Below are 23,380 nucleotides of genomic sequence, written 5' to 3'. Positions count from 1 at the left end.
AGTCGCTATTTGAAAAATGAAATCCACTTTTCAGGAAAATCAAAAACATCGTTTCATTTATAATTAGGACAAGTTCTTTGCTGTGTAATTTACTTTTTTAATTTATGCTTTCAGACAATTAGGTCTGATATTCAGGGTGAGTAAAATGGATAGTGCTGTCGATCGCCACGTTTTTTATATTTCTGATGGTACGGCGATCACCGCCGAGGTGCTGGGCCACGCGGTGATGTCGCAGTTTCCCGTTTCGATTAACAGCATCACGCTACCGTTTGTCGAAAACGAGAGCCGCGCCAAAGCGGTGAAGGACCAGATTGACGCCATCTACCAGCAGACCGGCGTCCGCCCGCTGGTGTTCTACTCTATCGTGATCCCCGAGATTCGCGCCATCATTCTGCAAAGTGAAGGCTTCTGCCAGGATATCGTGCAGGCGCTGGTGGCTCCGCTCCAGAGCGAGTTGAAGCTCGACCCGACCCCTATCGCCCACCGTACCCACGGGCTTAACCCCGGCAACCTGATTAAGTACGACGCGCGTATCGCCGCCATTGACTACACCCTTGCCCACGACGACGGTATCTCTCTGCGTAATCTCGACCAGGCGCAGGTGATCCTGCTTGGGGTGTCGCGCTGCGGCAAAACCCCAACCAGCCTCTATCTGGCGATGCAGTTTGGCATTCGCGCCGCAAACTACCCGTTTATCGCTGATGACATGGATAACCTGGTGCTACCCGCCGCCCTGAAGCCGCTGCAGCACAAGCTGTTCGGCCTGACGATCAACCCGGAACGCCTCGCCGCCATCCGCGAAGAGCGCCGCGAGAACAGCCGCTACGCCTCCATGCGCCAGTGCCGAATGGAGGTCTCCGAAGTGGAAGCGCTGTACCGCAAAAACCAGATCCCGTGGCTGAACAGCACCAACTATTCGGTTGAAGAGATTGCCACCAAAATTCTCGACATCATGGGGCTTAATCGCCGAATGTACTAATACGCTAGTACATTAGCTCAGATTCAGGTATCATCATCGGCAACAACGGGGCGGTGTCGCCCCGAACTTGAAATCAGCAGGGATTGGTTTAAGGTGATGGCCATCACTTCCCGGTAGTCTGCCGATGAAGCAAAAATTTTCTGAGACATTCCATGAATAAAACCGATGAACTCCGCACTGCGCGCATTGACAGCCTGGTCACGCCGGCTGAACTGGCACAGCGGCACCCTGTTTCCGCCGCCGTCGCGGAACACGTGACGGCTTCCCGTCGCCGCATTGAAAAAATCCTGAATGGTGAAGACAAACGTCTTCTGGTGGTGATTGGGCCTTGCTCCATCCACGATCTGGATGCCGCAATGGATTATGCAAAACGGCTTCAGGGACTGCGGGATAAGTACCAGCATCGCCTTGAGATTGTGATGCGCACCTACTTTGAAAAACCGCGCACCGTGGTGGGCTGGAAGGGACTGATTTCCGACCCAGACCTCAACGGCAGCTATCGCGTTAACCACGGTATCGAGCTGGCGCGGAAGCTGCTTTTACAGGTCAACGAGCTGGGCGTACCAACGGCGACCGAGTTTCTCGATATGGTGACCGGGCAGTTTATCGCCGATCTGATCAGCTGGGGCGCGATTGGCGCGCGCACGACCGAAAGCCAGATCCACCGTGAGATGGCCTCCGCCCTTTCCTGTCCGGTCGGCTTTAAAAACGGGACGGACGGCAACACCCGCATCGCGGTGGATGCCATCCGCGCAGCCCGTGCCAGCCACATGTTCCTGTCGCCGGACAAGAGCGGCCACATGACCATCTACCAGACCAGCGGCAACCCGTACGGGCATATCATTATGCGCGGCGGGAAGAAACCCAATTACCATGCACAAGATATTGCGGCGGCCTGCGAAACGCTGGCCGAGTTCGACCTGCCGGAACATCTGGTGGTCGATTTCAGCCACGGCAACTGCCAGAAGCAGCATCGCCGCCAGCTGGACGTCTGCGATGAGATCTGTCAGCAGATCCGCAGCGGTTCAACCGCCGTTGCAGGGATTATGGCCGAGAGCTTCATCAAGGAAGGCACGCAGAAAATCGTTGCCGGACAGCAGATGGTTTACGGCCAGTCGATCACCGACCCGTGCCTGAGCTGGGAAGACAGCGAACTGCTGCTGGAGAAGCTGGCTTCAGCCGTGGACGCGCGCTTTTAAAATCCTGCCGGGTGGCGCTGCGCTTACCCGGCCTACGGTTCTTGCCCTTCTCCCTCTCCCTGTGGGAGAGGGTCGGGGTGAGGGCATCAGACCGCACCTCACCCCCAAATTTGATCCCCTCACCCTTTTTTCACAAAAACGCTTGCCGTCAATTTGCAGTTTATTGATAATGATTATCATTGTTACATTGATTGCTATTTATAAACATTATGTCACGTACGGATAACAGCGCGGCAACGCCAGCAAAAACACACACAGCGCCAGCCCCCGCCGAGCGTCGGATTGACAGCAAAACCCTCCTCGGCGATGAGGGACGGGTCATTATCGAGCATGACGGACAGCGCTATCTTCTGCGCCAGACCCATGCCGGAAAACTGATCCTCACAAAATAAACAACACCTAAAAATACGCCAGCCACCCAGGTGATACCCAGGCAGCCAGCGCTTTTCACTTCTTATGGAGAGTTGCTATGCCACACCTGCCTTCCGCATCTTTACGTCCGTCACTTCTGGCGCTGACGATTGCCAGTACCCTGCCGAGCGTCGCGTTCGCCGCCGCAGACGACATTACCGTCACCGCCACGGGCAACGCCCGCAGCGCCTTTGAAGCGCCCATGATGGTGAGCGTGATTGACGCCAGCGCGCCGGAGAAACAGACCGCCAGCTCGGCGGCCGACCTGCTGCGTAACGTCCCCGGCCTGACGCTGGACGGTACCGGGCGCACCAACGGGCAGGACGTAAACCTGCGCGGCTATGACCGTCGCGGCGTGCTGGTGCTGGTTGACGGCGTGCGCCAGGGAACCGATACCGGCCACCTGAACAGCACCTTCCTCGATCCCGCGCTAATCAAACGTATCGAGGTGGTGCGCGGCCCGTCGGCCCTGCTGTACGGCAGCGGCGCGCTGGGCGGCGTGATTTCCTATGACACCGCCGATGCCAACGATCTGCTCGAGCCGGGTAAAAACAGCGGCTACCGCGTGTTTGGAACGGGCGCGACGGGCGATCGCAGCCTCGGGATGGGGGCCAGCGCCTACGGCCGCACCGATACGCTGGACGGTCTGGTCTCCTGGTCCAGCCGGGATCGCGGTGATATCCGCCAGAGCGACGGTGCAACCGCGCCTAACGACGAATCCATCAACAACATGCTGGCGAAAGGCAGCTGGAAAATCGACCCGGCCCAGACCCTGAGCGGCTCCCTGCGCTACTACAACAACGCCGCTCAGGAGCCGAAAAACCCGCAAACCACCGGGGCGGACAGCAGTAACCCGATGACCGACCGCTCCACCATCCAGCGCGATGCGCAGGTTGGCTACCACATTGCACCGGAAGGGTACGACGGGCTGGACGCCGACGCGAAGGTCTACTGGTCCGAAGCGCGCATTAATGCCCAGAACATCGACGGCAGCGGTGAGTTTCGCAAGCAGACCACCAAAGGCGGCAAGGTAGAAAACCGCACCCGCCTGTTCACCGACACCTTTGCAGCACACCTCCTGACCTACGGCGGGGAATACTATCGTCAGGAGCAACATCCGGGCGGGGCAACCACCGGCTTCCCGGACGCGAAAATCGACTTCAGCTCCGGCTGGCTGCAGGATGAGATCACCCTGCGCGATCTGCCTGTTACCCTGCTGGGCGGCACGCGCTATGACAACTACCGCGGCAGCAGCCACGGCTACGATGATGTGGATGCCGATAAGTGGTCATCCCGCGCCGGGTTAACCGTCAGCCCGACCGACTGGCTGATGCTGTTTGGCTCTTACGCGCAGGCCTTCCGCGCGCCGACCATGGGCGAGATGTATAACGACGCCAAACACTTCTCCATTGGCCGCTTCTATACCAACTACTGGGTGCCAAACCCGAACCTGCGCCCGGAAACCAACGAAACGCAGGAGTTTGGTTTTGGCCTGCGCTTTGACGATCTGATGCTTGCCAACGATGCGCTGGAGTTTAAAGCCAGCTATTTCGACACCAAAGCCAAAGACTATATCTCCACCACCGTCGATTTTGCGGCGGCGACCACCATGTCCTATAACGTCCCGAACGCCAAAATCTGGGGCTGGGACATGATGGCGAAATACTCGGCCGACCTCTTCAACCTCGACCTGGCCTATAACCGCACGCGCGGGAAAGACACCGACACGGGCGAGTACATCTCCAGCATCAACCCGGATACCGTCACCAGCAAGCTGGACGTTCCGGTGGCGCAAAGCGGTTTTTCCGTCGGCTGGATTGGCACCTTTGTCGATCGCTCAACGCATATCAGCAGCAGCTACAGCAAGCAGCCGGGCTATGCGGTCAACGACTTCTACGTCAGCTATAAAGGCCAGGAGAAGCTGAAAGGCGTGACCACCACGCTGGTGCTGGGCAACGCTTTCGACAAAGCCTACTGGTCACCTCAGGGCATTCCGCAGGACGGTCGTAACGGCAAGATTTTCGTAAGCTATCAGTGGTAATTCCCTTCGGGGCAACTATTCAGAAGGAAGAGACAATGAATCACTACACGCGCTGGCTTGAGCTAAAAGAAGCCAACCCGGGTAAGTACGCGCGCGACGTCGCGGGGTTAATGAACATCAGTGAAGCAGAGCTGACCTTTGCCCGCGTGGGCCACGACGCCTGGCGACTGCGCGGTGAAATCCGCGAGATCCTGGCCGCGCTGGAGGCGGTGGGCGAAACCAAATGTATCTGCCGCAACGAATACGCCGTTCACGAACAGGTGGGGAACTTCACCAACCAGCACCTGAACGGCCACGCCGGGCTGGTGCTGAACCCGCGCGCGCTGGATCTGCGCCTGTTCCTCAACCAGTGGGCGAGCGCGTTTCACATCAGTGAAGCCACCGCCCGCGGCGAGCGGCAGAGCATCCAGTTCTTCGACCACCAGGGCGATGCCCTGCTGAAGGTCTACGCCACGGACAACACCGACGTTTCCGCCTGGGGCGACGTGCTGACCCGCTTTATCTTTGCCGACAACCCGCCGCTGGCGTTGAGGATGGCCGATGCCCCGGCTCACGCTGAAAATGCGGATGCCGCGCGTGTGGACAAAGAGTGGCGCGCCATGACCGACGTTCATCAGTTCTTCAGCCTGCTCAAGCGCCATAACCTCAGCCGCCAGCAGGCGTTTCGCCTGGTGGGTGACGATCTGGCCTGCCGGGTAGAAAACACCGCGCTGGCGCAGCTCCTGGAGACGGCGCGCCGGGACGGTAACGAAATCATGGTCTTCGTCGGCAACCGCGGCTGCGTGCAGATCTTCACCGGCGCGGTGGAAAAGCTGGTGCCGATGAAAGGCTGGCTGAACGTCTTTAACCCAACCTTTACCCTGCATCTGCTTGAAGGATCCATTGCGGAAACGTGGGTCACGCGCAAGCCGACGGCTGACGGGCATGTCACCAGCCTGGAGCTGTTTGCCGCCGATGGAACCCAAATCGCCCAGCTGTACGGCCAGCGTACGGAAGGCGAACCGGAGCAGAGCCAGTGGCGCAGCCAGATTGACGCCTTAACGGCGAAAGGGCTGGCCGCATGAAGCGGTGGCTTGCCCTGCTCAGCGCCCTGCCCCTGCTGGCTTTTGCAGCGCCGCAGGAGAAAATCGTCACGCTCGGCGGCGACGTCACCGAGATTGTCTACGCTCTCGGCGCGGCGTCCTCGCTGGTGGCGCGCGACAGCACCAGCCAGTGGCCGCAGGCGGCGAATTCGCTGCCTGACGTGGGCTATCTGCGCCAGCTCAATGCGGAAGGGATCTTATCCATGCGCCCCACGCTGGTGCTGGCCAGCGCTCAGGCGCAGCCGTCTCTGGCGCTAAAGCAGGTTGAGCAAAGCCACGTCAGGGTGATCGCTGTTCCTGCCGGTAACGACCTGAACGTCATTGACGAAAAGGTGCGGATCGTCGCTGAAGCGACGCACCGCGAGGCCGAGGGGGAGGTCCTGCGCAGCACGCTGCGCCAGGCGCTGTCGGCACTGCCCGCGTCACCGCTCAACAAGCGGGTGCTGTTTATTCTCAACCACGGCGGGATGACCGCCATGGCCGCCGGACAACAGACCGGCGCGGATGCTGCCATTCGTGCGGCGGGGCTGCAGAACGCGATGCAGGGGTTCACCCGCTATCAGCCGCTGTCTCAGGAAGGCACGATCGCCAGCCGACCCGATCTGGTGGTGATTTCTCAGGACGGTCTCAGCGCCCTGGGCGGTGAAGCGAATCTGTGGACGCTGCCCGGCCTGGCGCAAACCCCGGCGGGACGGAATAAGCAGGTGCTGGCGATTGACGATATGGCGCTGCTGGGCTTCAGCGTGCGAACGCCGGAAGCCATCCAGCAGCTGCGTGCCAAAGCGGAACAGCTGCCCTGATGTCCCGGCGGATAACCTTATCGTTATGGATGCTCACCGCGATCCTGACCATCATGACGCTCGCAGCGACCGGGGTTGGGGCATTACGCCTGCCGGTCAGCCTGCTGTGGAACGGCAGCGACGAGGCGCTGCGTCAGATCTGGCTAACGATCCGCCTGCCTCGCGTGCTGCTGGCGCTGGCGATCGGCGGTTCACTGGCGCTGGCGGGCTGCGTGATGCAGGGGCTATTTCGCAATCCGCTGGCGGACCCGGGACTGCTCGGCATCAGCAGCGGCGCGGCGCTCGCCGTTGCGCTGTGGGTGGTGCTTCCGCTCTCGCTGCCTGCACTGGTGATGCTGTACGCCCCGATGCTGGCGGCGTTTCTCGGCGCGCTGGCCGCCACCTTCGTGATTTTCCTGCTCAGCCGACAGCATGACGCTTCCCTGTCGCGCCTGCTGCTGGTGGGAATTGCCATCAACGCCCTGTGCGGCGCGGCCGTCGGGGTGCTGTCATGGCTCAGCAATGATGCCCAGCTTCGCCAGCTTTCGCTCTGGGGAATGGGCAGCCTCGGCCAGGCGCAGTGGCCAACCCTGCTGGCAGTCGCGTCGCTGATGGTCCCCACCGCGCTGGCTATCTGGCGTCTGGCAGGCGCCCTCAACCTGCTGCAGCTGGGCGACGAAGAGGCGCACTACCTCGGCGTGGAGGTTGCCGCCGTGCAGCGGATCCTGCTGCTGTGCAGCGCCCTGCTGGTGGCCGCCGCCGTTGCGGTCAGCGGCGTGATCGGCTTCGTCGGCCTGGTGGTGCCGCACCTGGTGCGAATGTGGCTGGGAGCCGACCACCGGGCCGTGCTCCCCGGCTCAGTGCTGGCCGGCGCGTTGCTCCTGCTGGTTGCCGATACGCTGGCGCGCAGCCTGGTCGCCCCGGCGGAAATGCCGGTCGGCTTATTGACCAGCCTTCTCGGCGCGCCGTGGTTTCTGTGGCTTATCTTTCGTCGCGGAGGTGCGCATGGCTGAACGCTACTGTGCAGAAAACCTTGTTTTTCGCGCCGGACAACGCACGCTGATTAACGACGTGTCGCTGACCTTATCTCAGGGCGAGCTGGTGGCGCTGATTGGCCCCAACGGCGCCGGGAAATCAACGCTGTTGCGGCTGCTGACCGGCTACCTTAAACCTGCGGGCGGACGGTGCAGCCTGGCGGGCACACCGCTTGCGGCCTGGCAGCCGGACAGGCTCTCCCGCTACCGGGCGGTAATGCGCCAGAACACGCAGCTCGGATTTGACTGGCCGGTTGAGGCGGTCGTCGGTATGGGGCGAGCGCCCTGGACCCGCACGCCTGAAGCGTCGGTTATTGAGGAGGTCATGGCCGTCACCAGCTGTTTACCGCTGGCGGGCAGGCACTTTGCCGCACTCTCCGGCGGCGAGCAGCAGCGCATCCAGCTCGCCCGCGCGCTGGCTCAGCTCTGGTGCGACGGCGCGCCGCGCGGCTGGCTGTTCCTTGATGAGCCCACGTCTGCGCTGGATCTCTATCACCAGCAGCATCTGCTGCGCCTGCTGAAGTCCCTGACCCGTCGGGGGCATCTGCACGTTTGCGCGGTACTGCACGACCTTAATCTGGCTGCGCTGTGGGCGGACCGCATCCTGCTGCTGCATGGCGGCACAATCGTGTCCCAGGGAGAACCGGAAACCGTTTTGCAGGCCGACGCGCTGGCGCGCTGGTACGGCGCGCAGGTTATCGTCGGCAGGCATCCGGCTCACGCCGCGCCTCAGGTGTTTCTCGCCCCCTGATCGGGCTGGTAAAAATCTTTCAGGGTTTCCAGCAGAGCATGCGCCGCCTTAGAGAGCTGCGTGTGCCCTGGATGAATCACCCCGATACACTTTTCAATGGGCGGGCTGTCCAGCGGAATACAGACCGCGCCCAGCGACGCCATCTGCGTCTCGCACAGCGCCGGGACGGCGCTGCCGCCGAGGCCACTCGCGACCATTCTCCCGACCGTCACCAGCTGATGACTTTCCAGCGCGACGTCCAGCTTTCTGCCGCTTCGCGCCAGCTCCTCTTCCATCATCAGACGCACCGCAGAGGGGCGCTGCAGGGTGATGAAATCCAGCGTCAGCAGCTCTTCCCAGGTCAGGCGCTTTTTGCCCGCCAGCGAGGAGTCTTTCGGCACAATGGCCACAAACCTGTCGAGGCCCAGCGGGGTAAACAGCAGGTTGTGCGTCGGCGCGGGCTCAAAGGCGATGCCCATCTCGACCCGCCCTTCGCGCACCATCTCGATCACCTGCTCGTTAATAACGTCATGCACGGTGACGTTGACCCCGGCATGACGATCGCGAAACGCTTTTAGCACCTCGGGCAGCACATTCGCAGCAAACGACGGCATGGCGGCGACCGAGATTTTACCGCGCTGCAGGGTAAAGCACTGGTGCATCGCCTCTTCGACGTTATCCCAGTCGGCAAGCAGCTGGCGCGCCATGGGCAAAAACGTCTCTCCCTCCTGCGTCAGCGCGACCTTGCGCGTACTCCGCTGCAGCAGCGGTCCGCCGAGCGTGTCCTCCAGCGCTTTAATGGTCAGGCTCAGGGCCGGCTGGGAAAGATTCAGCCGTTCGCTGGCGTGCGCGAAATTCAGAGTGTGAGCTACCGCTAAAAACGCGCGTAACTGTTTGACACTCATTCTCATTTTTCATCCTGTTAACTAATTGAAAAAATTTAGTTAACAGGAAATTAATAAAAAAACCAAATGAGTGGGTCACAAATTCAAAATTAACAAATGAGTCGCCGCCCCTAATGATACCGGCACGGTTAACGGGAGGGATGACTATGGCGGGACTGGATAAGCGCGTCGGCAGCTATGCGCAGGCGCTGGATGGGCTGACGGACGGGATGACCCTGCTGGCGGGCGGCTTTGGCCTGTGCGGTATTCCGGAGAACCTGATTGCAGAGGTCAGACGCCGTCAGGTGAAAGATCTGACGGTGGTATCAAACAACTGCGGCGTGGACGGTTTCGGTCTCGGGCTACTGCTCGAAACGCGTCAGGTTCGCAAAGTGGTGGCCTCTTACGTCGGCGAGAACGCGCTGTTCGAGCGGCAGGTGCTGAGCGGCGAACTGGAGATTGAACTCACGCCTCAGGGCACGCTGGCGGAAAAGGTGCGCGCGGGCGGCGCGGGCATTCCGGCATTTTACACGGCCACCGGCTACGGCACGCCCGTGGCTGTCGGCAAAGACGTGCGCCAGTTTGCGGGGAAGCACTACATCCTTGAAGAGGCCATTACCGGTGATTTTGCGCTCATTAAGGGCTGGAAAGCGGACTGGTACGGCAACGTTGTCTATCGGCATACCGCGCAAAATTTTAATCCGCTGATGGCAACGGCGGGCCGGATAACGGTCGTCGAGGTGGAAGAGATCGTTCCTCCGGGCGAGCTGCCCCCATCGACCATTCATACCCCGGGAATTTACGTCGACAGGCTGATTGTCGGCCAGTTTGAAAAACGCATTGAACAGCGCACGCTGCGCGCGGAAGGAGTGTGACGATGTTAACCCGTGAACAGATGGCCATGCGCGTCGCCCGCGAGCTGCGCGACGGTTACTACGTCAACCTGGGGATCGGCATCCCTACCCTGGTGGCGAACTACATTCCGGACGGGATGGACGTGATGCTCCAGTCGGAAAACGGGCTGCTGGGGATGGGGGCTTTTCCTGACGAGCAGAGCCTTGACGCCGACATGATCAACGCCGGTAAACAGACCGTGACCGCGCGCACCGGCGCGGCCATTTTCGACTCGGCCCAGTCGTTTGCCATGATCCGCGGCGGTCATGTCGACCTGACCGTGCTGGGCGCGTTTGAAGTGGACGTCGAGGGCAATATCGCCTCGTGGATGATCCCCGGAAAGATGGTGAAGGGCATGGGCGGCGCGATGGATCTCGTCGCCGGGGCGCAGAACATCATTGTGGTGATGACCCACGCCTCGAAAAGCGGTGAGTCAAAGCTGCTGCCGCGCTGCACGCTGCCGCTCACGGGCGCGGGCTGTATCCGTCGGGTCTTAACCGACCTCGCGTTGCTTGAGATCGAGAACGGCGCATTCATCCTGCGCGAATACGCCCCCGGCGTCAGCATCGACGAAATTGCGGCTAAGACGGCCGGGAAAATGACCGTGGCGGACGACGTTCGCGAGATGCGCTTCAACTGAGGACTCACGATGAAAGAGGTCATGATTGTCGGGGCAACCCGAACCCCCATTGGCAGTTTTCGCGGATCGCTATCGTCCCTTTCGGCGGTTGAGCTGGGGGCCGCCGCGGTGCGGCACCTGCTGGAGAACAGCGGTCTTAGCGCAGAACAGGTAGATGAACTGATTTTCGGACAGGTTCTGACGGCCGGGTGCGGGCAAAACCCTGCGCGCCAGACGGCCATCACCGCCGGATTGCCCGTCAGCACACCGGCGACAACGGTCAACCTGGTGTGCGGCGCGGGCCTAAAAGCGGTGCAGCTCGCCGCGCAGGCGATCCGCTGCGGCGACGCGGATGTGGCGATCGCTGGCGGTCAGGAGAGCATGAGCAGCGCCCCCTATCTGCTGGACGGCGCGCGTTCAGGGCTGCGTTTTGGCCATACGGGCCTGCAGGACAGCATGATTACCGACGGTCTGTGGGACGCATTCAACGATTACCACATGGGGATCACCGCTGAAAACGTCGCCCGTGAGAATGACATTTCCCGCGCGCAGCAGGACGCATTTGCCGCCCGGTCGCAGCACAAAGCGGCCTCCGCCATCGAAGCGGGTCGCTTTGACGACGAGATTGCGCCGGTGACGGTGCAGCAGGGTAAAAAACCGCCGCTTATCGTCAGCCGTGACGAACAGCCCCGGCCAGGCACCACCGCTGAGCAGCTGGCGCAGCTGCGCCCCGCCTTTTTGCAGGAGGAAGGCACGGTCACGGCCGGAAATGCGTCCACGCTCAACGACGGTGCCGCTGCGGTGCTGCTGATGAGCGGCGAAAAAGCGCGGGAGAGCGGTTTGCCCATTCTCGGTCGCATCGTGAGCTACGCCGTGACGGGCGTTGACCCGTCGGTGATGGGTATCGGACCGGTCAGCGCCTGCCGGACGGCACTGTCGCGGGCGGGCTGGACGCTGGATGACGTGGACCTCATTGAAGCCAATGAGGCCTTTGCCGTCCAGGCGCTGGCGGTGGGCAAGCAGCTCGGCTGGGATGAACGCAAGGTGAACGTTAACGGCGGCGCTATCGCCCTGGGTCATCCGATTGGCGCCTCCGGCTGCCGCATCCTCGTGACGCTGCTGTACGAAATGCAGCGCCGTGACGTTAAAAAAGGGCTCGTCACCCTGTGCGTAGGCGGCGGGCAAGGCATTGCTCTCACCGTCGAGCGTTAAGCATCTCGTTGGTACCCGAATAATAATTAAAGTGAGGAGTCGTAATGAGTGTGTTAATTGCCCTGGCGGCGCTGGCGCTGCTGATGCTGGCGGCCTATCGCGGATACAGCGTTATTTTGTTTGCGCCGATTGCGGCGCTCGGCGCCGTGCTGCTGACCGATCCGGGTGCCGTCGGCCCGACGTTTACCGGCCTGTTTATGGAAAAGATGGTGGGCTTCGTCAAGCTCTACTTCCCGGTGTTCCTGCTGGGAGCCGTTTTTGGCAAGCTGATTGAGCTTTCCGGTTTCTCACGCTCCATCGTCGCCGCCGCGATTCAGATCCTCGGTCGTCGCCACGCCATTCCGGTGATTGTCCTGGTGTGTGCGTTGTTAACCTACGGCGGCGTGTCGCTGTTCGTGGTGGCGTTTGCGGTTTACCCTTTCGCCGCGGAGCTGTTCCGCCAGAGCGGCATCCCCAAGCGGCTGATCCCGGCCACCGTGGCGCTGGGGGCATTCTCGTTTACCATGGACGCCCTGCCCGGCACGCCGCAGATCCAGAATATCATCCCCACCAGCTTCTTTGGTACGAACGCCTGGGCCGCGCCGTGGCTGGGGCTTATCGGCTCTCTGTTTATTATCGTCTTTGGCCTGCTCTGGCTGGAGCGCCAGCGTCGTAAGGCGTTCAATAACAACGAAGGCTACGGCACGGATCTGAAAAATGAGCCCGAAACGCCGGATAACATTAACCTTCCGCATCCGCTGATTGCTATCTCCCCGCTGCTGGTGGTGGGCATACTGAACCTGCTGTTTACCCGCTGGATCCCAGGCTGGTACGGCACGACACACGAGCTTACTCTGCCAGGACTGGCGAAACCGATTGTGACCGAGGTGGGCAAGATCACCGCCATCTGGGCCGTGGAAGCGGCGCTGATCTCCGGTATCGTGCTGGTGCTGATTTTTGGCTTTCGCAATATCCGGGGTCGTCTGGCTGAAGGCAGCCGGACCGCGGTGAGCGGTGCTATTCTGGCGGCGATGAATACCGCCTCGGAATACGGTTTTGGCGCGGTTATCGCCGCCCTGCCCGGGTTCCTGGTGTTATCCAAAGCGCTGGCGGCCATCCCTAATCCGCTGCTGAATGAGGCCATCAGCGTGACGGTGCTTGCGGGGATCACCGGCTCGGCGTCCGGCGGGATGAGTATTGCGCTCGCCGCCATGTCCGACTCGTTTGTCGCCGCCGCCCACGCAACCAATATCCCGCTTGAGGTGCTGCACCGCGTGGCCTCAATGGCGAGCGGGGGGATGGATACGCTGCCCCATAACGGCGCGGTGATTACCCTGCTGGCGATTACCGGCCTGAGCCATCGTCAGGCCTACGGCGGCATTTTTGCTATCACCATCATTAAAAGTCTGGCAGTGCTTTTTGTCATTGCCGTGTTCTATCTGACCGGCATTGTGTAAGGAGAGAAAGATGAATCTGAACGGTAAGACCGCACTGGTGACAGGCTCGACCAGCGGCATTGGGCTGGGGATCGCCCGCGTACTGGCGAAGGCCGGGGCGCAGCTGATCCTCAACGGTTTCGGCGACAGCGGATCAGCAAGAGGAGAGATTGCGCAACTGGGCAAAACGCCGGGCTATCACGATGCAGACCTGCGTGACGTGCTGCAAATTGAAGCCATGATGCGCTACGCCGAATCGCAGTTTGGCGGCGTGGACATTCTTGTCAACAACGCCGGGATACAGCATGTCGCCCCGGTTGACGCGTTTCCGGTGGAGAAATGGAACGACATTATCGCCATTAATCTCTCTTCGGTATTTCACACCAGCCGGCTGGCGCTCCCCGCCATGCGCGAGAAAAACTGGGGGCGCATCATCAATATCGCCTCCGTTCACGGGCTGGTCGCGTCAAAAGAGAAGTCAGCCTACGTGGCCGCCAAGCATGGCGTAGTGGGCTTTACGAAATCGCTAGCGCTGGAAACCGCCCGCACCGGTGTTACCGCCAATACCATCTGCCCAGGCTGGGTACTGACGCCGCTGGTGCAACAGCAAATCGATAAGCGTATCGCTGAGGGCGTGCCGCCGGAGCAGGCGCGCGATCTGCTCCTTGCAGAGAAACAGCCTTCGGGGGAGTTTGTCACCCCTGAGCAGCTGGGTGAACTGGCGCTGTTTTTGTGCAGCGACAGCGCCGTGAGCGTTCGCGGCGCCGCGTGGAATATGGATGGCGGATGGGTTGCGCAGTGATGTCCAGGCCGGGTGAAGCGAAGCCGCCACCCGGCAAACAGGGTTAGCTTGAGCAGCTGACCTCCAGCCGCTTGCCCCAGTCAGGCGGGCGGCTGACGTAGTCATCATCCCGGTCGGCAAACGGCGCGCGCAGCGCCAGATGCAAACGGTGTAGCTCGTCGTATTCCCCCTGCTCTGCCTGCTCAATCGCCCGCTGCGCCAGCCAGTTGCGCAACACCATCGCGGGATTCGTCGCGTTCATCTGCGTCTGGCGGACAGCGTCATCCAGCTGCTCCTGCTGCAGCCGCGAGCGGTACTGCGCAAACCAGTCGTCAAACGCCTGCCTGTCAATAAACTCGTCGCGCAGCGGCGAGGCCGCGCTGTGCTGCTCCGTCTGGCCCAGCATCCGGAAGGTACGGGTATAATCGCTGCCCTCACGCGCCATCAGGGCAAACAGGCCATTGAGGATGTCGTTATCGCCCCTCTCCTGCGTCACCAGCCCCAGCTTGTTGCGCATCAGCGTGCCATATTCCCGCAGCAAAATGTCCTGATAGCTGTCGAGCGCATCGTTGAGGGCATCAACGTCAATAAACGGCGACAGGGTTTGCGCAAGCCGCTGCAGGTTCCACAGGCCGACCGCCGGCTGATTGTCAAAGCTGTAACGTCCCTGATAGTCGGAATGGTTGCAGATATAGCCGGGCTGGTAATCGTCCAGGAAACCAAACGGACCGTAATCAAAGGTCAGCCCGAGGATCGACATGTTGTCCGTATTCATAACGCCATGGGCAAAGCCTACCGTTTGCCAGCGGGCAATCAGGGCTGCGGTACGGGCAACCACATCCCTGAACCAGAGAACGTATTTATCCGCCTCGTCCTGCAAATGCGCCCAGTGGTGACGAATGGCAAAGTCCGCAAGCTGGCGAACCTTGTCAGGCTCGCGGCGATAGTAAAAGTGCTCGAAATGGCCGAAGCGCAAATGGCTTTGCGCAATGCGCATCAGCATTGCCCCTTTTTCCATCGTTTCGCGCGCAACCGGCGTATCGCTGGTAACAATCGACAGCGCGCGGGTGGTGGGGATACCCAGGGCATGCATCGCTTCTGACCCCAGGCTCTCGCGAATAGTTGAACGCAGTACCGCACGCCCGTCGCCCATTCGCGAATAGGGAGTAAGGCCTGCGCCTTTCAGGTGCCAGTCAACCGTCTCCCCGTTGGGAAGCTGTTGTTCACCGAGCAGGATGCCCCTGCCGTCGCCCAGCTGCCCCGCCCAGACGCCAAACTGATGTCCGCTATAGACCTGAGCCAGAGGTTGCATACCGGCGAGAAGCCTTTCACCGCCCCAGACGCCTGCGCCCTCTGAATGCTGAAAGAGCTCAGGCGGAATGGCCAGCTCTTCTGCCAGCAAATCGTTATGCCAGATAAGGCGTGAATTTTGTAACGGTGTTGGTTTGAGTGCGGTGTAAAAGCCAGGCAACTCGTCATGCCAGTGAGCAGTAAAAGACAGGGTCATAGGTCCTCCTGCTTTTAGTGTAGAGGGTTTACCGGCACTTAAACACGGGCGAAAGAAAGGGTTATCGCTGCTGAACCAGCGTAGTGACGTGTTCTGCAGAGACGGCTGGCCAGAGTGCCCCCTGCATTGCGCCAAAATTGAAGGACAAAACGCGTTGCAACAGGCCGTGGTCGTCAATGCCTGAGACGATCACTGACTGGCAGTGCGGCGTGATTTGCCAGAGGATGGCGCGCATAAATGGCTCAAAAGAGAGTTCCGGGGCACGCTGCTGAATGAAGCCTTTATCAAGGATGACTCGCTTAAATAATCCATCATAGACCGCTTTGAGCGATGCAGCGCCTGCGCCAAAGTTTGCCAGGACCAACGGGAAATGGATCGCCATTCTCGCCAGCAGCAGATCGTCCTTCCCGTTATTTAAACCTGGATAGTTCTCATTAACAGTAAACTCAAGAAACGGATAACGCTCAAGGATTGAAACAGCGTTTCCATTACTTAATAAAAACTCAACTATTGCAGGTGTAATATTGATCCATGCAATTAACTGATGCTGAATAAAAAACAGTTTACAGGTATCAAGCAATTGCAGTTTTTCGTTAAACAGCGCTAACTCTTCAGCCGCTGAAAGCCGAGGGATAACAAGCTCAGTGGGGATCCGCACATCGCTGCCGACGCCAGTAAAGTTAACCAGAATTTCTAAACCTTTAAGCTCACCCGCGCTATTACGGGCAGGTAAAAGCAGCAGTTCAGACTGGTAAGCATTATCTAGCGTAATAATCATTGCACTCGCCCCGCATTAAAGATGAGAGAGGACATCCTGGAGCAATTGCCGACACAATTCCACTGTCTTGATTTTAATAAGATTAATTTCATTAGTTCCGTATTAATTTTCAGATTTATCCCTGAATCTAAAATAATTTTATCCTGGTTGCAGAATAATAGCCAGTTTTAGATAAAACAGACACATGCAGGATTCGCTAATTTTAGGCAAATTTAACTTTAAGCATCTTATTTGAGAAAAAACGGCATGATTTATTACTACCATGCCGTCATAAGAGGAGTATCCGACAAAGGCTATATACGTCGTGCCTGCCAGAAATTTTTACGCCAGTAAACATTATCAAGAGAAGAGCGCATCACGCCGCGGCTGGTCGAGGCGTGAATGAACTGATTGTCTGTATCATATATTCCCACATGAAGACCGCTTTCACCCGATCCGGTTTTGAAGAAAACCAGGTCGCCGGGCAGAAGATCGTCTTTATCAATTTCAGTGCCAATTTCTGCCTGTTTGCGCGTTTCGCGCGGAAGCTGTAAATCAAACTTATCGCGAAACGTCATCAGAACGAAGCCGGAGCAATCAACCCCGCCGCGGCTCATTCCGCCGTAGCGATAAGGCGTGCCGCGCCAGTTGCTCAGCTGATCGTTAAGGCTGGCAATGACGGTGATCGAATCTGAAAGCCGTGGGTTAGGCGGCGGCGCACGATGGCTACTGCATCCCGCAAGAAAGAGTGTGGCCATCAGGAGAAACCAGAATCGCATTTTCAGACGAATCCTCTGCTTTTTTTGTTCTTTTCGTAATTTAGCGTGCAATTGTGCTAAGAGGCAAGAAACGGTTACGACTGCCCGGTAGAAATCAGCATCTTATGTCCCTCTATATCCAGCCTGCGGAACGACATGTTGTACGCGCGGGCAAGATGGGGCGGCGTAAGAACCCGATCACGCGCACCGCTGGCGATCATCTTTCCCTTCGACAGCAGCCACACCCGATGGGCATGACGCAGGGTGTGGTTGAGGTCATGACTGCTCATCACCACGGCGATGCCTTTTCGGCTCAGGGCGCTTAACAGCGTATCCAGTGCCGCCTGCTGCGCCACGTCCAGACCGCTCATGGGCTCATCGAGAAGCAGCATCCGCCCGTGAGGATTGCCGGCCGGGTGGATCTGAAGGATGACGGCCGCCAGGCGCACCCGCTGCCACTCTCCGCCGGAAAGCTGGCTGGCGTGCCGGGACAGTTTATCTTCCAGCCCCAGAGCCGCGGCCACGTCCGTCAGCAGTGACGTTTGTTGTTTGTCGTGCAAATGCAGCATCAGATAGTGCCAGACCGGCATCGCAAAGGGCGGCATCTGCTGCTGCACGAGGTAGCTGCGCCGATGCGCCAGCGAGACCGGCGACCAGTCGGCGAGCGTATGCTCCAGCAGCGTTATCTGCCCTTCTCCGTCGGTCATGCCTGCCATCCGTGCCAGCAGCGTGCTCTTCCCCGCACCGTTTGGCCCGACGAGATGCAGGATTTCGCCCGCATTGACGGTACCGGTTATCGGCTCCAGACGTCCCTTCTCGGCAACGTCCGTGAGCTGCATCAGCAACGACATTATTTCGCCAGCGCCAGCTTGATCGATTCCATGACGATCGGATCCTCAGGGGTCATATCCGGCGAAAAGCGCTGAACCACCTGGCCGTCGCGACCAATCAGGAACTTCTCAAAATTCCACAGGATGTCGTCCGGGTAAAGCGGCGCGCGGCCTTTGCTGGCCATGCGCTCATAAAAACCGCTTCCTTCCGGCGCAACGGCCTTCGGCGCGGCAGCGATCAGCTTTGCATAAAGCGGATGGCGATCGTCACCGTTGACATCAATTTTGCTGAACATCGGGAACGTCACGCCATAGGTGGTGCTGCAGAAGGTTTTAATCTCCTCTTCGCTGCCCGGCTCCTGGCCGAGGAACTGGTTGCACGGGAAGCCCAGCACGGTGAAGCCGTCTTTCTCCCAGGCCTGTTGAATGTTTTCCAGCTGCTCGTACTGCGGCGTCAGGCCACATTTGGATGCCACGTTGACGATAAGCAACACGTTGCCTTTGTAGCCTTCCAGCGTGGTTTTCTCGCCGTCAATGGTGGTCACTTCGGTATTCAGGATTTCTGACTGCATAGCATTCCCTCAGGTTGTCTTACGGCTAGTTGATTTAACGTCCAGCTTTTAATAGTAGCCAGATAAATACCGGCGCGCCCAGCGTGGCGGTCACCACGCCAATCGGCAGCTCTGCGGCCGTCAGGGCAAGCCGGGCGATGATATCGGCCACCAGCAGCGTGACGGCCCCGGCAACCGCCGAGGCCGGAAGCAGGGTCCGATGGTCCGTGAGGCCACACAGGCGCAGCATGTGCGGAATAACCAGCCCGATAAAACCGATCGCGCCCGCCAGAGCCACGCTGACGCCGACCAGCCAGCCAATGACGATCACCAGCACATTACGCCAGAACCCAATCGGCATGCCGAGCTGGCGGGCAGAGGTTTCACCCAGCGCGAGCATATTCAGCGGCTGCGCCTGCAGGACAGCCCACACGATGACCGGTACCAGCAGCGCCATCAGCCAGCCCTGGCGCCAGTCAACGCCCCCAAAGCCGCCCATCATCCAGTACATCAGCTGACGCAGGTCAAAGGATGTTGAGAAGTAGACCGCCCAGGTCATCAACGCGCTACAGATGATCCCCAGCGCCACGCCGGCAAGCAGCAGGCGGCTGGTCGATAAGTGCCGTCTGGCAAAGCGAAGAAGGATCGCTGTGATCAGTAATGCACCGAGAATAGCGCTCAGGCTAATACTCCATCCGGAGAGCTCTCCCCCGCCCAGCATCACCGCCGCAATCAGACCCACGCCAGCCCCGTTCGACACGCCAAGAAGCCCGGGCTCCGCCAGCGGGTTATCAAACAACGCCTGCATAATGGTGCCGCACAGCGCCAGCGCGGCCCCCACCAGAACCACCGCGACGGTGCGCGGCAGGCGAATTTGCCAGACGAAGAGCTGCCCGTCCGGCCCCCACCAGCTTTCAGGCCCTATCCATCTGTCTCCGGCGCAGAGGCTCACGCCCGCGGCGACAATGAGCAACAGCACCAGCAAAAGCAGGCGACGCTTATCGGAACGGTGCTGGCGATGGGCATAATCAAGCATGTGTATGGTTTTAGTAGCGTGTGATGTAATTGATTTTACGGCGGGTTTGCCGGAGAGCGCAAAGAAAAAAGGCCGCGTGGGCGGCCTTTTTAGTTAGTTCATATTACTCTGCTTTGGGCGTTGCGTTTTCGACACGGCTTTTTAACTTCTGGCCGGGTCTGAAGGTCACCACGCGGCGGGCTGTAATGGGAATATCTTCCCCCGTCTTCGGGTTACGGCCCGGACGTTGGTTTTTGTCTCGCAAATCAAAATTGCCAAAACCGGAGAGTTTTACCTGCTCACCATTTTCCAGAGCACGACGGATCTCTTCGAAAAACAGCTCTACCAGCTCTTTGGCATCCCGTTTGCTAAGCCCAAGCTTATCAAACAGATATTCTGACATTTCAGCTTTTGTAAGCGCCATAGGTTCAATCCCTCAATGATGCCTGGAATCGCTCTTTTAATGCCTCTACACATTTGGCGACGGTAGCGGCAATCTCCTCTTCTTCGAGTGTACGGCTGGTATCCTGAAGGATAAGGCTAATAGCGAGGCTCTTGAAACCTTCTGCTACGCCCTTGCCGCGGTACACGTCAAATAAGTTTACGCCAACTACCTGATTTACGCCAACTTTCTTACATTCGGCCAAAATATCTGCTGCGGGTACATTTTCCGCGACCACAACCGCGATATCACGGCGGTTTGCCGGGAAGCGGGAGACGTCCTGAGCCTGAGGAATAACGCGGTCAGCCACCGGGGTCCATTCCAGTTCGAACACGATGGTACGGCCGTTCAGGTCCAGCTTGCGCTCCAGCTCAGGGTGAACAACCCCAATAAAACCAACGCGTTTGCCGTCTAAATAGATGGCTGCGCTCTGGCCCGGATGCAGAGCAGGGATAGCTTCTGCGCGGAATTCAATTTCAGATAATTTACCGGTCAGATCCAGAATCGCTTCGAGATCGCCCTTCATATCGTAGAAATCAACCGTGCCTTTTGCCAGGTCCCAGTGCTCTTCATAGCGGTTGCCGCTGATGGCGCCAGCCAGCATGAGATCCTGACGGATGCCTAAATTTGCCTGATTATCCGGTACAAAGCGCAAACCGCTTTCGAAAATTCGCACGCGGTTTTGCTGACGATTCTGGTTATAAACGACAGTGCCCAGCAGGCCCGTCCACAGAGACAGACGCATCGCGGACATTTCGCTGGAGATTGGGCTTGGCAGGATCAGCGCCTCCTGGCCCGGGTGGATCAGCTGCTGCAGCTTTGGATCAACAAAGCTGTAGGTGATCACTTCCTGGTAGCCTTTGTCGTTCAGCATGGTTTTCACACGCTTCAGGGACAGGTCGGCTTCACGGTGGGTGCCCATCACCAGACCTGCCTGGACAGGCTCGTCAGGGATGTTGTTGTAGCCGTAAACGCGGGCCACTTCTTCCACCAGATCTTCTTCAATTTCCATGTCGAAACGCCATGATGGCGCAACGGCTTTCCACTCGTCCTGGCCTTCGGTCACTTCGCAGCCCAGACGCGTCAGGATGTCGGTCACCTGCGCATCGGCAACGTGGTGGCCAATCAGGCGATCCAGCTTGCTGCGGCGCAGGGTGATGGTGGCACGCTTCGGCAGGGTCGCTTCGTTGGTCACGTCAATAACCGGGCCCGCTTCACCGCCGCAGATGTCGATCAGCAGGCGGGTCGCACGTTCCATCGCTTTGTACTGCAGCGCCGGGTCAACGCCGCGCTCGTAGCGGTGAGAGGCATCGGTATGCAGGCCGTGACGGCGTGCGCGACCGGTGATGGAGAGCGGGCTGAAGAACGCGCATTCCAGCAGGACGTTTTGCGTCTCGTCGTTCACGCCTGAGTGCTCGCCCCCGAAGATACCGCCCATTGCCAGCGCTTTGCTGTGGTCAGCAATCACCAGGGTGTCGGCGTTCAGTTTCGCTTCGCTGCCGTCCAGCAGAACCAGGGTTTCGCCCTCTTTCGCCATGCGCACAACGATGCCGCCGTCGATACGATCTTTATCGAACGCGTGCATTGGCTGGCCCAGCTCCAGCAGAACGTAGTTAGTCACGTCAACCACGGCGTCGATAGAGCGGATACCGCAGCGGCGCAGCTTCTCTTTCATCCACAGCGGGGTTGGCGCTTTCACGTTGATGCCTTTCACCACGCGACCGAGGTAGCGCGGGCAAGCATCCGCAGCGTCAACCTGAATAGGCAGCACGTCACTGATGGTCGCTTCAACCGGTGCAATGTCCGGCGCGTTCAGCTCGGTCTGGTTCAGCACGGCAACGTCGCGCGCCACGCCGATGATACCTAAGCAGTCGGCACGGTTTGGCGTGACGCTGATTTCGATGGTGTTGTCATCAAGCTTCAGGTATTCACGGATATCGGTGCCGACTGGCGCATCCAGCGGCAGCTCAATGATGCCGTTGTGGTCGTCGGAAATACCCAGCTCGGAGAAGGAGCACAGCATGCCTTCAGACGGCTCGCCGCGCAGCTTAGCCGCTTTAATTTTGAAATCGCCCGGCAGCACCGCACCGACGGTCGCCACGGCCACCTTCAGGCCCTGGCGGCAGTTTGGCGCACCGCAGACGATATCCAGCAGGCGGTCACCGCCCACGTTCACTTTTGTCACGCGCAGTTTGTCAGCGTTAGGGTGCTGGCCGCACTCTACCACTTCGCCGACGACCACGCCGTTGAAGGCACCGGAAACCGGCTCAACGCCGTCCACTTCCAGACCCGCCATGGTGATCTGGTTAGAAAGCGCGTCGCTGTCCAGCGTGGTGTTCACCCACTCGCGTAACCACAGTTCACTGAATTTCATTGTTCTGTCCTGCCCTTATTTAAACTGTTTGAGGAAACGCAGATCGTTTTCGAAGAATGCACGTAAGTCGGTCACGCCGTAGCGCAGCATGGTCAGACGCTCCATGCCCATGCCGAAGGCAAAGCCGGAGTAAACTTCCGGATCGATACCCACGTTGCGCAGCACGTTTGGATGCACCATGCCGCAGCCCAGCACTTCCAGCCATTTGCCGTTTTTACCCATCACGTCAACTTCCGCAGACGGTTCGGTGAACGGGAAGTAGGATGGACGGAAACGAACCTGCAGATCTTCCTCAAAGAAGTTGTTCAGGAAATCGTGCAGCGTGCCCTTCAGGTTGGTGAAGCTGATATTTTTATCAACAATCAGGCCTTCCATCTGATGGAACATTGGGGTGTGGGTCTGATCGTAGTCGTTACGATAGACGCGGCCCGGCGCGATAATACGGATTGGCGGCTCCTGATCCTTCATGGTACGGATCTGAACGCCGGAGGTCTGAGTACGCAGCAGACGCGTAGCGTCGAACCAGAAAGTGTCGTGGTCAGCGCGTGCCGGATGATGGCCAGGAATGTTCAGGGCGTCGAAGTTATGGTAATCATCTTCGATTTCCGGGCCAGTCGCCACGGTAAAGCCGAGCTCACCGAAGAAACTTTCAATGCGATCGATGGTGCGGGTAACCGGATGCAGACCGCCGTTTTCGATACGGCGACCCGGCAGAGAAACGTCGATCGTCTCTGCGGCCAGACGCGCATTCAGCACCGCGCTTTCCAGATCGGCTTTGCGCGCGTTCAGCGCCTGCTGTACCTGCTCTTTGGCTTCGTTAATCACCGCACCGGCTGCCGGGCGTTCTTCTGGCGGCAGCTCGCGCAGGGTTGTCATTTGAAGGGTCAAGTGCCCTTTCTTCCCAAGATATTCGACGCGGACATTGTCTAACGCGGCAACATCTGAGGCCTGATTAATGGCGGCTGTTGCACTGGCAACCAGCTCTGCGAGATGTGACATGATTTTCCTCATTATGTCGGTGCAGACACCGATTTGGTGGAGTTATTCTCTCAAATTCAGGCACAAAAAAAGCCTCCATCAGGAGGC

General features: G+C 59.2%; 23 protein-coding genes and 1 other annotated feature (1 of these 24 running past the window's edge). Of the genes, 13 read left to right on the top strand and 10 right to left on the bottom strand.

Annotation, left to right across the window (positions count from 1 at the left end; all coding sequences use genetic code 11):
• Nucleotides 1-145 precede the first annotated feature (145 nt).
• The 8 genes from ppsR to AB8846_RS02055 all read left to right on the top strand — a co-directional run bounded on the left by ppsR (nt 146) and on the right by AB8846_RS02055 (nt 8,276).
• Nucleotides 146-979, top strand: coding sequence for a posphoenolpyruvate synthetase regulatory kinase/phosphorylase PpsR (gene ppsR / locus AB8846_RS02090; RefSeq protein ID WP_063142920.1), 834 nt, complete (start codon nt 146-148; stop codon nt 977-979).
• A 152-nt stretch (nt 980-1,131) separates the two neighbouring features.
• Entirely contained in the window at nt 1,132-2,178 is a 1,047-nt protein-coding gene (gene aroH / locus AB8846_RS02085) for a 3-deoxy-7-phosphoheptulonate synthase AroH (protein ID WP_370731897.1), read from the top strand.
• A 209-nt stretch (nt 2,179-2,387) separates the two neighbouring features.
• Nucleotides 2,388-2,570 (top strand): hemin uptake protein HemP, encoded by a 183-nt coding sequence (hemP, locus tag AB8846_RS02080; RefSeq protein WP_032638304.1) that lies wholly within the window; start codon nt 2,388-2,390, stop codon nt 2,568-2,570.
• A 77-nt stretch (nt 2,571-2,647) separates the two neighbouring features.
• Entirely contained in the window at nt 2,648-4,630 is a 1,983-nt protein-coding gene (locus AB8846_RS02075; protein WP_370731896.1) for a TonB-dependent hemoglobin/transferrin/lactoferrin family receptor, read from the top strand.
• Nucleotides 4,631-4,665: 35 nt separating this feature from the next.
• Complete coding sequence (gene chuS, locus AB8846_RS02070) at nt 4,666-5,694, top strand: hematinate-forming heme oxygenase ChuS (protein WP_370731895.1); 1,029 nt, start codon at nt 4,666-4,668, stop codon at nt 5,692-5,694.
• Nucleotides 5,691-6,512, top strand: a complete 822-nt coding sequence (locus tag AB8846_RS02065; protein WP_370731894.1) for a hemin ABC transporter substrate-binding protein — start codon at nt 5,691-5,693, stop codon at nt 6,510-6,512. The genes chuS and AB8846_RS02065 overlap by 4 nt, the downstream gene beginning before the upstream one ends.
• Entirely contained in the window at nt 6,512-7,504 is a 993-nt protein-coding gene (locus AB8846_RS02060) for a FecCD family ABC transporter permease (RefSeq protein ID WP_370731893.1), read from the top strand. The genes AB8846_RS02065 and AB8846_RS02060 overlap by 1 nt, the downstream gene beginning before the upstream one ends.
• A complete protein-coding gene (locus tag AB8846_RS02055; RefSeq protein ID WP_370731892.1) occupies nt 7,497-8,276 on the top strand; it encodes a heme ABC transporter ATP-binding protein in 780 nt (259 codons plus the stop codon). Before AB8846_RS02060 ends, AB8846_RS02055 begins: the two co-directional genes overlap by 8 nt.
• Here the strand turns inward: AB8846_RS02055 and AB8846_RS02050 are convergent.
• On the bottom strand, nt 8,255-9,166 hold the full coding sequence (locus AB8846_RS02050) for a LysR family transcriptional regulator (RefSeq protein ID WP_370731891.1): 912 nt from the start codon (nt 9,164-9,166) through the stop codon (nt 8,255-8,257). The two genes, AB8846_RS02055 and AB8846_RS02050, sit on opposite strands and share 22 nt — an antisense overlap.
• Nucleotides 9,167-9,306: 140 nt before the next feature.
• Between AB8846_RS02050 and AB8846_RS02045 the strand changes: the two genes are divergently transcribed.
• Genes AB8846_RS02045 through AB8846_RS02025 form a run of 5 tightly spaced genes read left to right on the top strand, consistent with a single transcriptional unit; the run spans nt 9,307 to nt 14,081 of the window.
• The gene (locus AB8846_RS02045) at nt 9,307-10,014 is read left to right on the top strand and encodes a CoA transferase subunit A (RefSeq protein ID WP_370731890.1); all 708 of its coding nucleotides are present in this window, start codon (nt 9,307-9,309) and stop codon (nt 10,012-10,014) included.
• Between the two features lie 2 nt (nt 10,015-10,016).
• Nucleotides 10,017-10,673: a CoA transferase subunit B gene (locus AB8846_RS02040; protein ID WP_213328525.1), complete on the top strand. Its 657-nt coding sequence runs from the start codon at nt 10,017-10,019 to the stop codon at nt 10,671-10,673.
• Nucleotides 10,674-10,682: 9 nt separating this feature from the next.
• Complete coding sequence (locus AB8846_RS02035) at nt 10,683-11,864, top strand: acetyl-CoA C-acetyltransferase (protein WP_370731889.1); 1,182 nt, start codon at nt 10,683-10,685, stop codon at nt 11,862-11,864.
• Nucleotides 11,865-11,908: 44 nt separating this feature from the next.
• Nucleotides 11,909-13,300 (top strand): GntP family permease, encoded by a 1,392-nt coding sequence (locus AB8846_RS02030; RefSeq protein ID WP_370731888.1) that lies wholly within the window; start codon nt 11,909-11,911, stop codon nt 13,298-13,300.
• A gap of 10 nt (nt 13,301-13,310) precedes the next feature.
• Entirely contained in the window at nt 13,311-14,081 is a 771-nt protein-coding gene (locus tag AB8846_RS02025; RefSeq protein ID WP_370731887.1) for a 3-hydroxybutyrate dehydrogenase, read from the top strand.
• A gap of 43 nt (nt 14,082-14,124) precedes the next feature.
• On the opposite strand, the gene selO is transcribed toward AB8846_RS02025, so the two are convergent.
• The 9 genes from selO to pheS all read right to left on the bottom strand — a co-directional run bounded on the left by selO (nt 14,125) and on the right by pheS (nt 23,293).
• Nucleotides 14,125-15,567, bottom strand: coding sequence for a protein adenylyltransferase SelO (gene selO / locus AB8846_RS02020; protein ID WP_370731886.1), 1,443 nt, complete (start codon nt 15,565-15,567; stop codon nt 14,125-14,127).
• Between the two features lie 61 nt (nt 15,568-15,628).
• Complete coding sequence (locus AB8846_RS02015) at nt 15,629-16,345, bottom strand: EAL domain-containing protein (protein WP_370731885.1); 717 nt, start codon at nt 16,343-16,345, stop codon at nt 15,629-15,631.
• A gap of 293 nt (nt 16,346-16,638) precedes the next feature.
• Complete coding sequence (locus tag AB8846_RS02010) at nt 16,639-17,103, bottom strand: C40 family peptidase (RefSeq protein WP_023335377.1); 465 nt, start codon at nt 17,101-17,103, stop codon at nt 16,639-16,641.
• Nucleotides 17,104-17,177: 74 nt separating this feature from the next.
• Entirely contained in the window at nt 17,178-17,933 is a 756-nt protein-coding gene (btuD, locus tag AB8846_RS02005; RefSeq protein ID WP_370731884.1) for a vitamin B12 ABC transporter ATP-binding protein BtuD, read from the bottom strand.
• Nucleotides 17,933-18,484, bottom strand: coding sequence for a glutathione peroxidase (locus AB8846_RS02000; protein ID WP_370731883.1), 552 nt, complete (start codon nt 18,482-18,484; stop codon nt 17,933-17,935). Before AB8846_RS02000 ends, btuD begins: the two co-directional genes overlap by 1 nt.
• Nucleotides 18,485-18,518: 34 nt before the next feature.
• Nucleotides 18,519-19,499, bottom strand: coding sequence for a vitamin B12 ABC transporter permease BtuC (gene btuC, locus AB8846_RS01995; protein WP_370731882.1), 981 nt, complete (start codon nt 19,497-19,499; stop codon nt 18,519-18,521).
• A gap of 103 nt (nt 19,500-19,602) precedes the next feature.
• Nucleotides 19,603-19,902, bottom strand: coding sequence for an integration host factor subunit alpha (ihfA, locus tag AB8846_RS01990; protein WP_003857805.1), 300 nt, complete (start codon nt 19,900-19,902; stop codon nt 19,603-19,605).
• A 4-nt stretch (nt 19,903-19,906) separates the two neighbouring features.
• Nucleotides 19,907-22,294 carry a phenylalanine--tRNA ligase subunit beta gene (gene pheT / locus AB8846_RS01985; RefSeq protein WP_370731881.1) on the bottom strand — a complete coding sequence of 796 codons (2,388 nt, stop codon included), beginning with the start codon at nt 22,292-22,294 and terminating at the stop codon, nt 19,907-19,909.
• Between the two features lie 15 nt (nt 22,295-22,309).
• Nucleotides 22,310-23,293, bottom strand: a complete 984-nt coding sequence (gene pheS / locus AB8846_RS01980) for a phenylalanine--tRNA ligase subunit alpha (RefSeq protein ID WP_063142901.1) — start codon at nt 23,291-23,293, stop codon at nt 22,310-22,312.
• Nucleotides 23,294-23,355: 62 nt separating this feature from the next.
• Nucleotides 23,356-23,380, bottom strand: a sequence feature (Phe leader region) (it continues 100 nt past the right edge of the window).

This window comes from Enterobacter sp. KB-221C9 (genome assembly GCF_041320715.1).
GTDB lineage: Bacteria > Pseudomonadota > Gammaproteobacteria > Enterobacterales > Enterobacteriaceae > Enterobacter > Enterobacter asburiae_D.
This window is presented reverse-complemented; position numbering and strand designations above follow the sequence as displayed.

What these genes read in the sequence shown, in the direction of transcription:
- AB8846_RS02035 (WP_370731889.1), top strand. Translation starts at nt 10,683, where the DNA reads ATGAAAGAGGTCATGATTGTCGGGGCAACCCGAACCCCCATTGGCAGT.
- ihfA (WP_003857805.1), bottom strand. Translation starts at nt 19,902, where the DNA reads ATGGCGCTTACAAAAGCTGAAATGTCAGAATATCTGTTTGATAAGCTT.
- AB8846_RS02030 (WP_370731888.1), top strand. Translation starts at nt 11,909, where the DNA reads ATGAGTGTGTTAATTGCCCTGGCGGCGCTGGCGCTGCTGATGCTGGCG.
- AB8846_RS02055 (WP_370731892.1), top strand. Translation starts at nt 7,497, where the DNA reads ATGGCTGAACGCTACTGTGCAGAAAACCTTGTTTTTCGCGCCGGACAA.
- AB8846_RS02065 (WP_370731894.1), top strand. Translation starts at nt 5,691, where the DNA reads ATGAAGCGGTGGCTTGCCCTGCTCAGCGCCCTGCCCCTGCTGGCTTTT.
- aroH (WP_370731897.1), top strand. Translation starts at nt 1,132, where the DNA reads ATGAATAAAACCGATGAACTCCGCACTGCGCGCATTGACAGCCTGGTC.
- AB8846_RS02060 (WP_370731893.1), top strand. Translation starts at nt 6,512, where the DNA reads ATGTCCCGGCGGATAACCTTATCGTTATGGATGCTCACCGCGATCCTG.
- btuC (WP_370731882.1), bottom strand. Translation starts at nt 19,499, where the DNA reads ATGCTTGATTATGCCCATCGCCAGCACCGTTCCGATAAGCGTCGCCTG.
- AB8846_RS02050 (WP_370731891.1), bottom strand. Translation starts at nt 9,166, where the DNA reads ATGAGAATGAGTGTCAAACAGTTACGCGCGTTTTTAGCGGTAGCTCAC.
- AB8846_RS02040 (WP_213328525.1), top strand. Translation starts at nt 10,017, where the DNA reads ATGTTAACCCGTGAACAGATGGCCATGCGCGTCGCCCGCGAGCTGCGC.
- selO (WP_370731886.1), bottom strand. Translation starts at nt 15,567, where the DNA reads ATGACCCTGTCTTTTACTGCTCACTGGCATGACGAGTTGCCTGGCTTT.
- AB8846_RS02025 (WP_370731887.1), top strand. Translation starts at nt 13,311, where the DNA reads ATGAATCTGAACGGTAAGACCGCACTGGTGACAGGCTCGACCAGCGGC.
- hemP (WP_032638304.1), top strand. Translation starts at nt 2,388, where the DNA reads ATGTCACGTACGGATAACAGCGCGGCAACGCCAGCAAAAACACACACA.
- ppsR (WP_063142920.1), top strand. Translation starts at nt 146, where the DNA reads ATGGATAGTGCTGTCGATCGCCACGTTTTTTATATTTCTGATGGTACG.
- btuD (WP_370731884.1), bottom strand. Translation starts at nt 17,933, where the DNA reads ATGTCGTTGCTGATGCAGCTCACGGACGTTGCCGAGAAGGGACGTCTG.
- AB8846_RS02010 (WP_023335377.1), bottom strand. Translation starts at nt 17,103, where the DNA reads ATGCGATTCTGGTTTCTCCTGATGGCCACACTCTTTCTTGCGGGATGC.
- AB8846_RS02015 (WP_370731885.1), bottom strand. Translation starts at nt 16,345, where the DNA reads ATGATTATTACGCTAGATAATGCTTACCAGTCTGAACTGCTGCTTTTA.
- AB8846_RS02045 (WP_370731890.1), top strand. Translation starts at nt 9,307, where the DNA reads ATGGCGGGACTGGATAAGCGCGTCGGCAGCTATGCGCAGGCGCTGGAT.
- AB8846_RS02000 (WP_370731883.1), bottom strand. Translation starts at nt 18,484, where the DNA reads ATGCAGTCAGAAATCCTGAATACCGAAGTGACCACCATTGACGGCGAG.
- chuS (WP_370731895.1), top strand. Translation starts at nt 4,666, where the DNA reads ATGAATCACTACACGCGCTGGCTTGAGCTAAAAGAAGCCAACCCGGGT.
- pheT (WP_370731881.1), bottom strand. Translation starts at nt 22,294, where the DNA reads ATGAAATTCAGTGAACTGTGGTTACGCGAGTGGGTGAACACCACGCTG.
- pheS (WP_063142901.1), bottom strand. Translation starts at nt 23,293, where the DNA reads ATGTCACATCTCGCAGAGCTGGTTGCCAGTGCAACAGCCGCCATTAAT.
- AB8846_RS02075 (WP_370731896.1), top strand. Translation starts at nt 2,648, where the DNA reads ATGCCACACCTGCCTTCCGCATCTTTACGTCCGTCACTTCTGGCGCTG.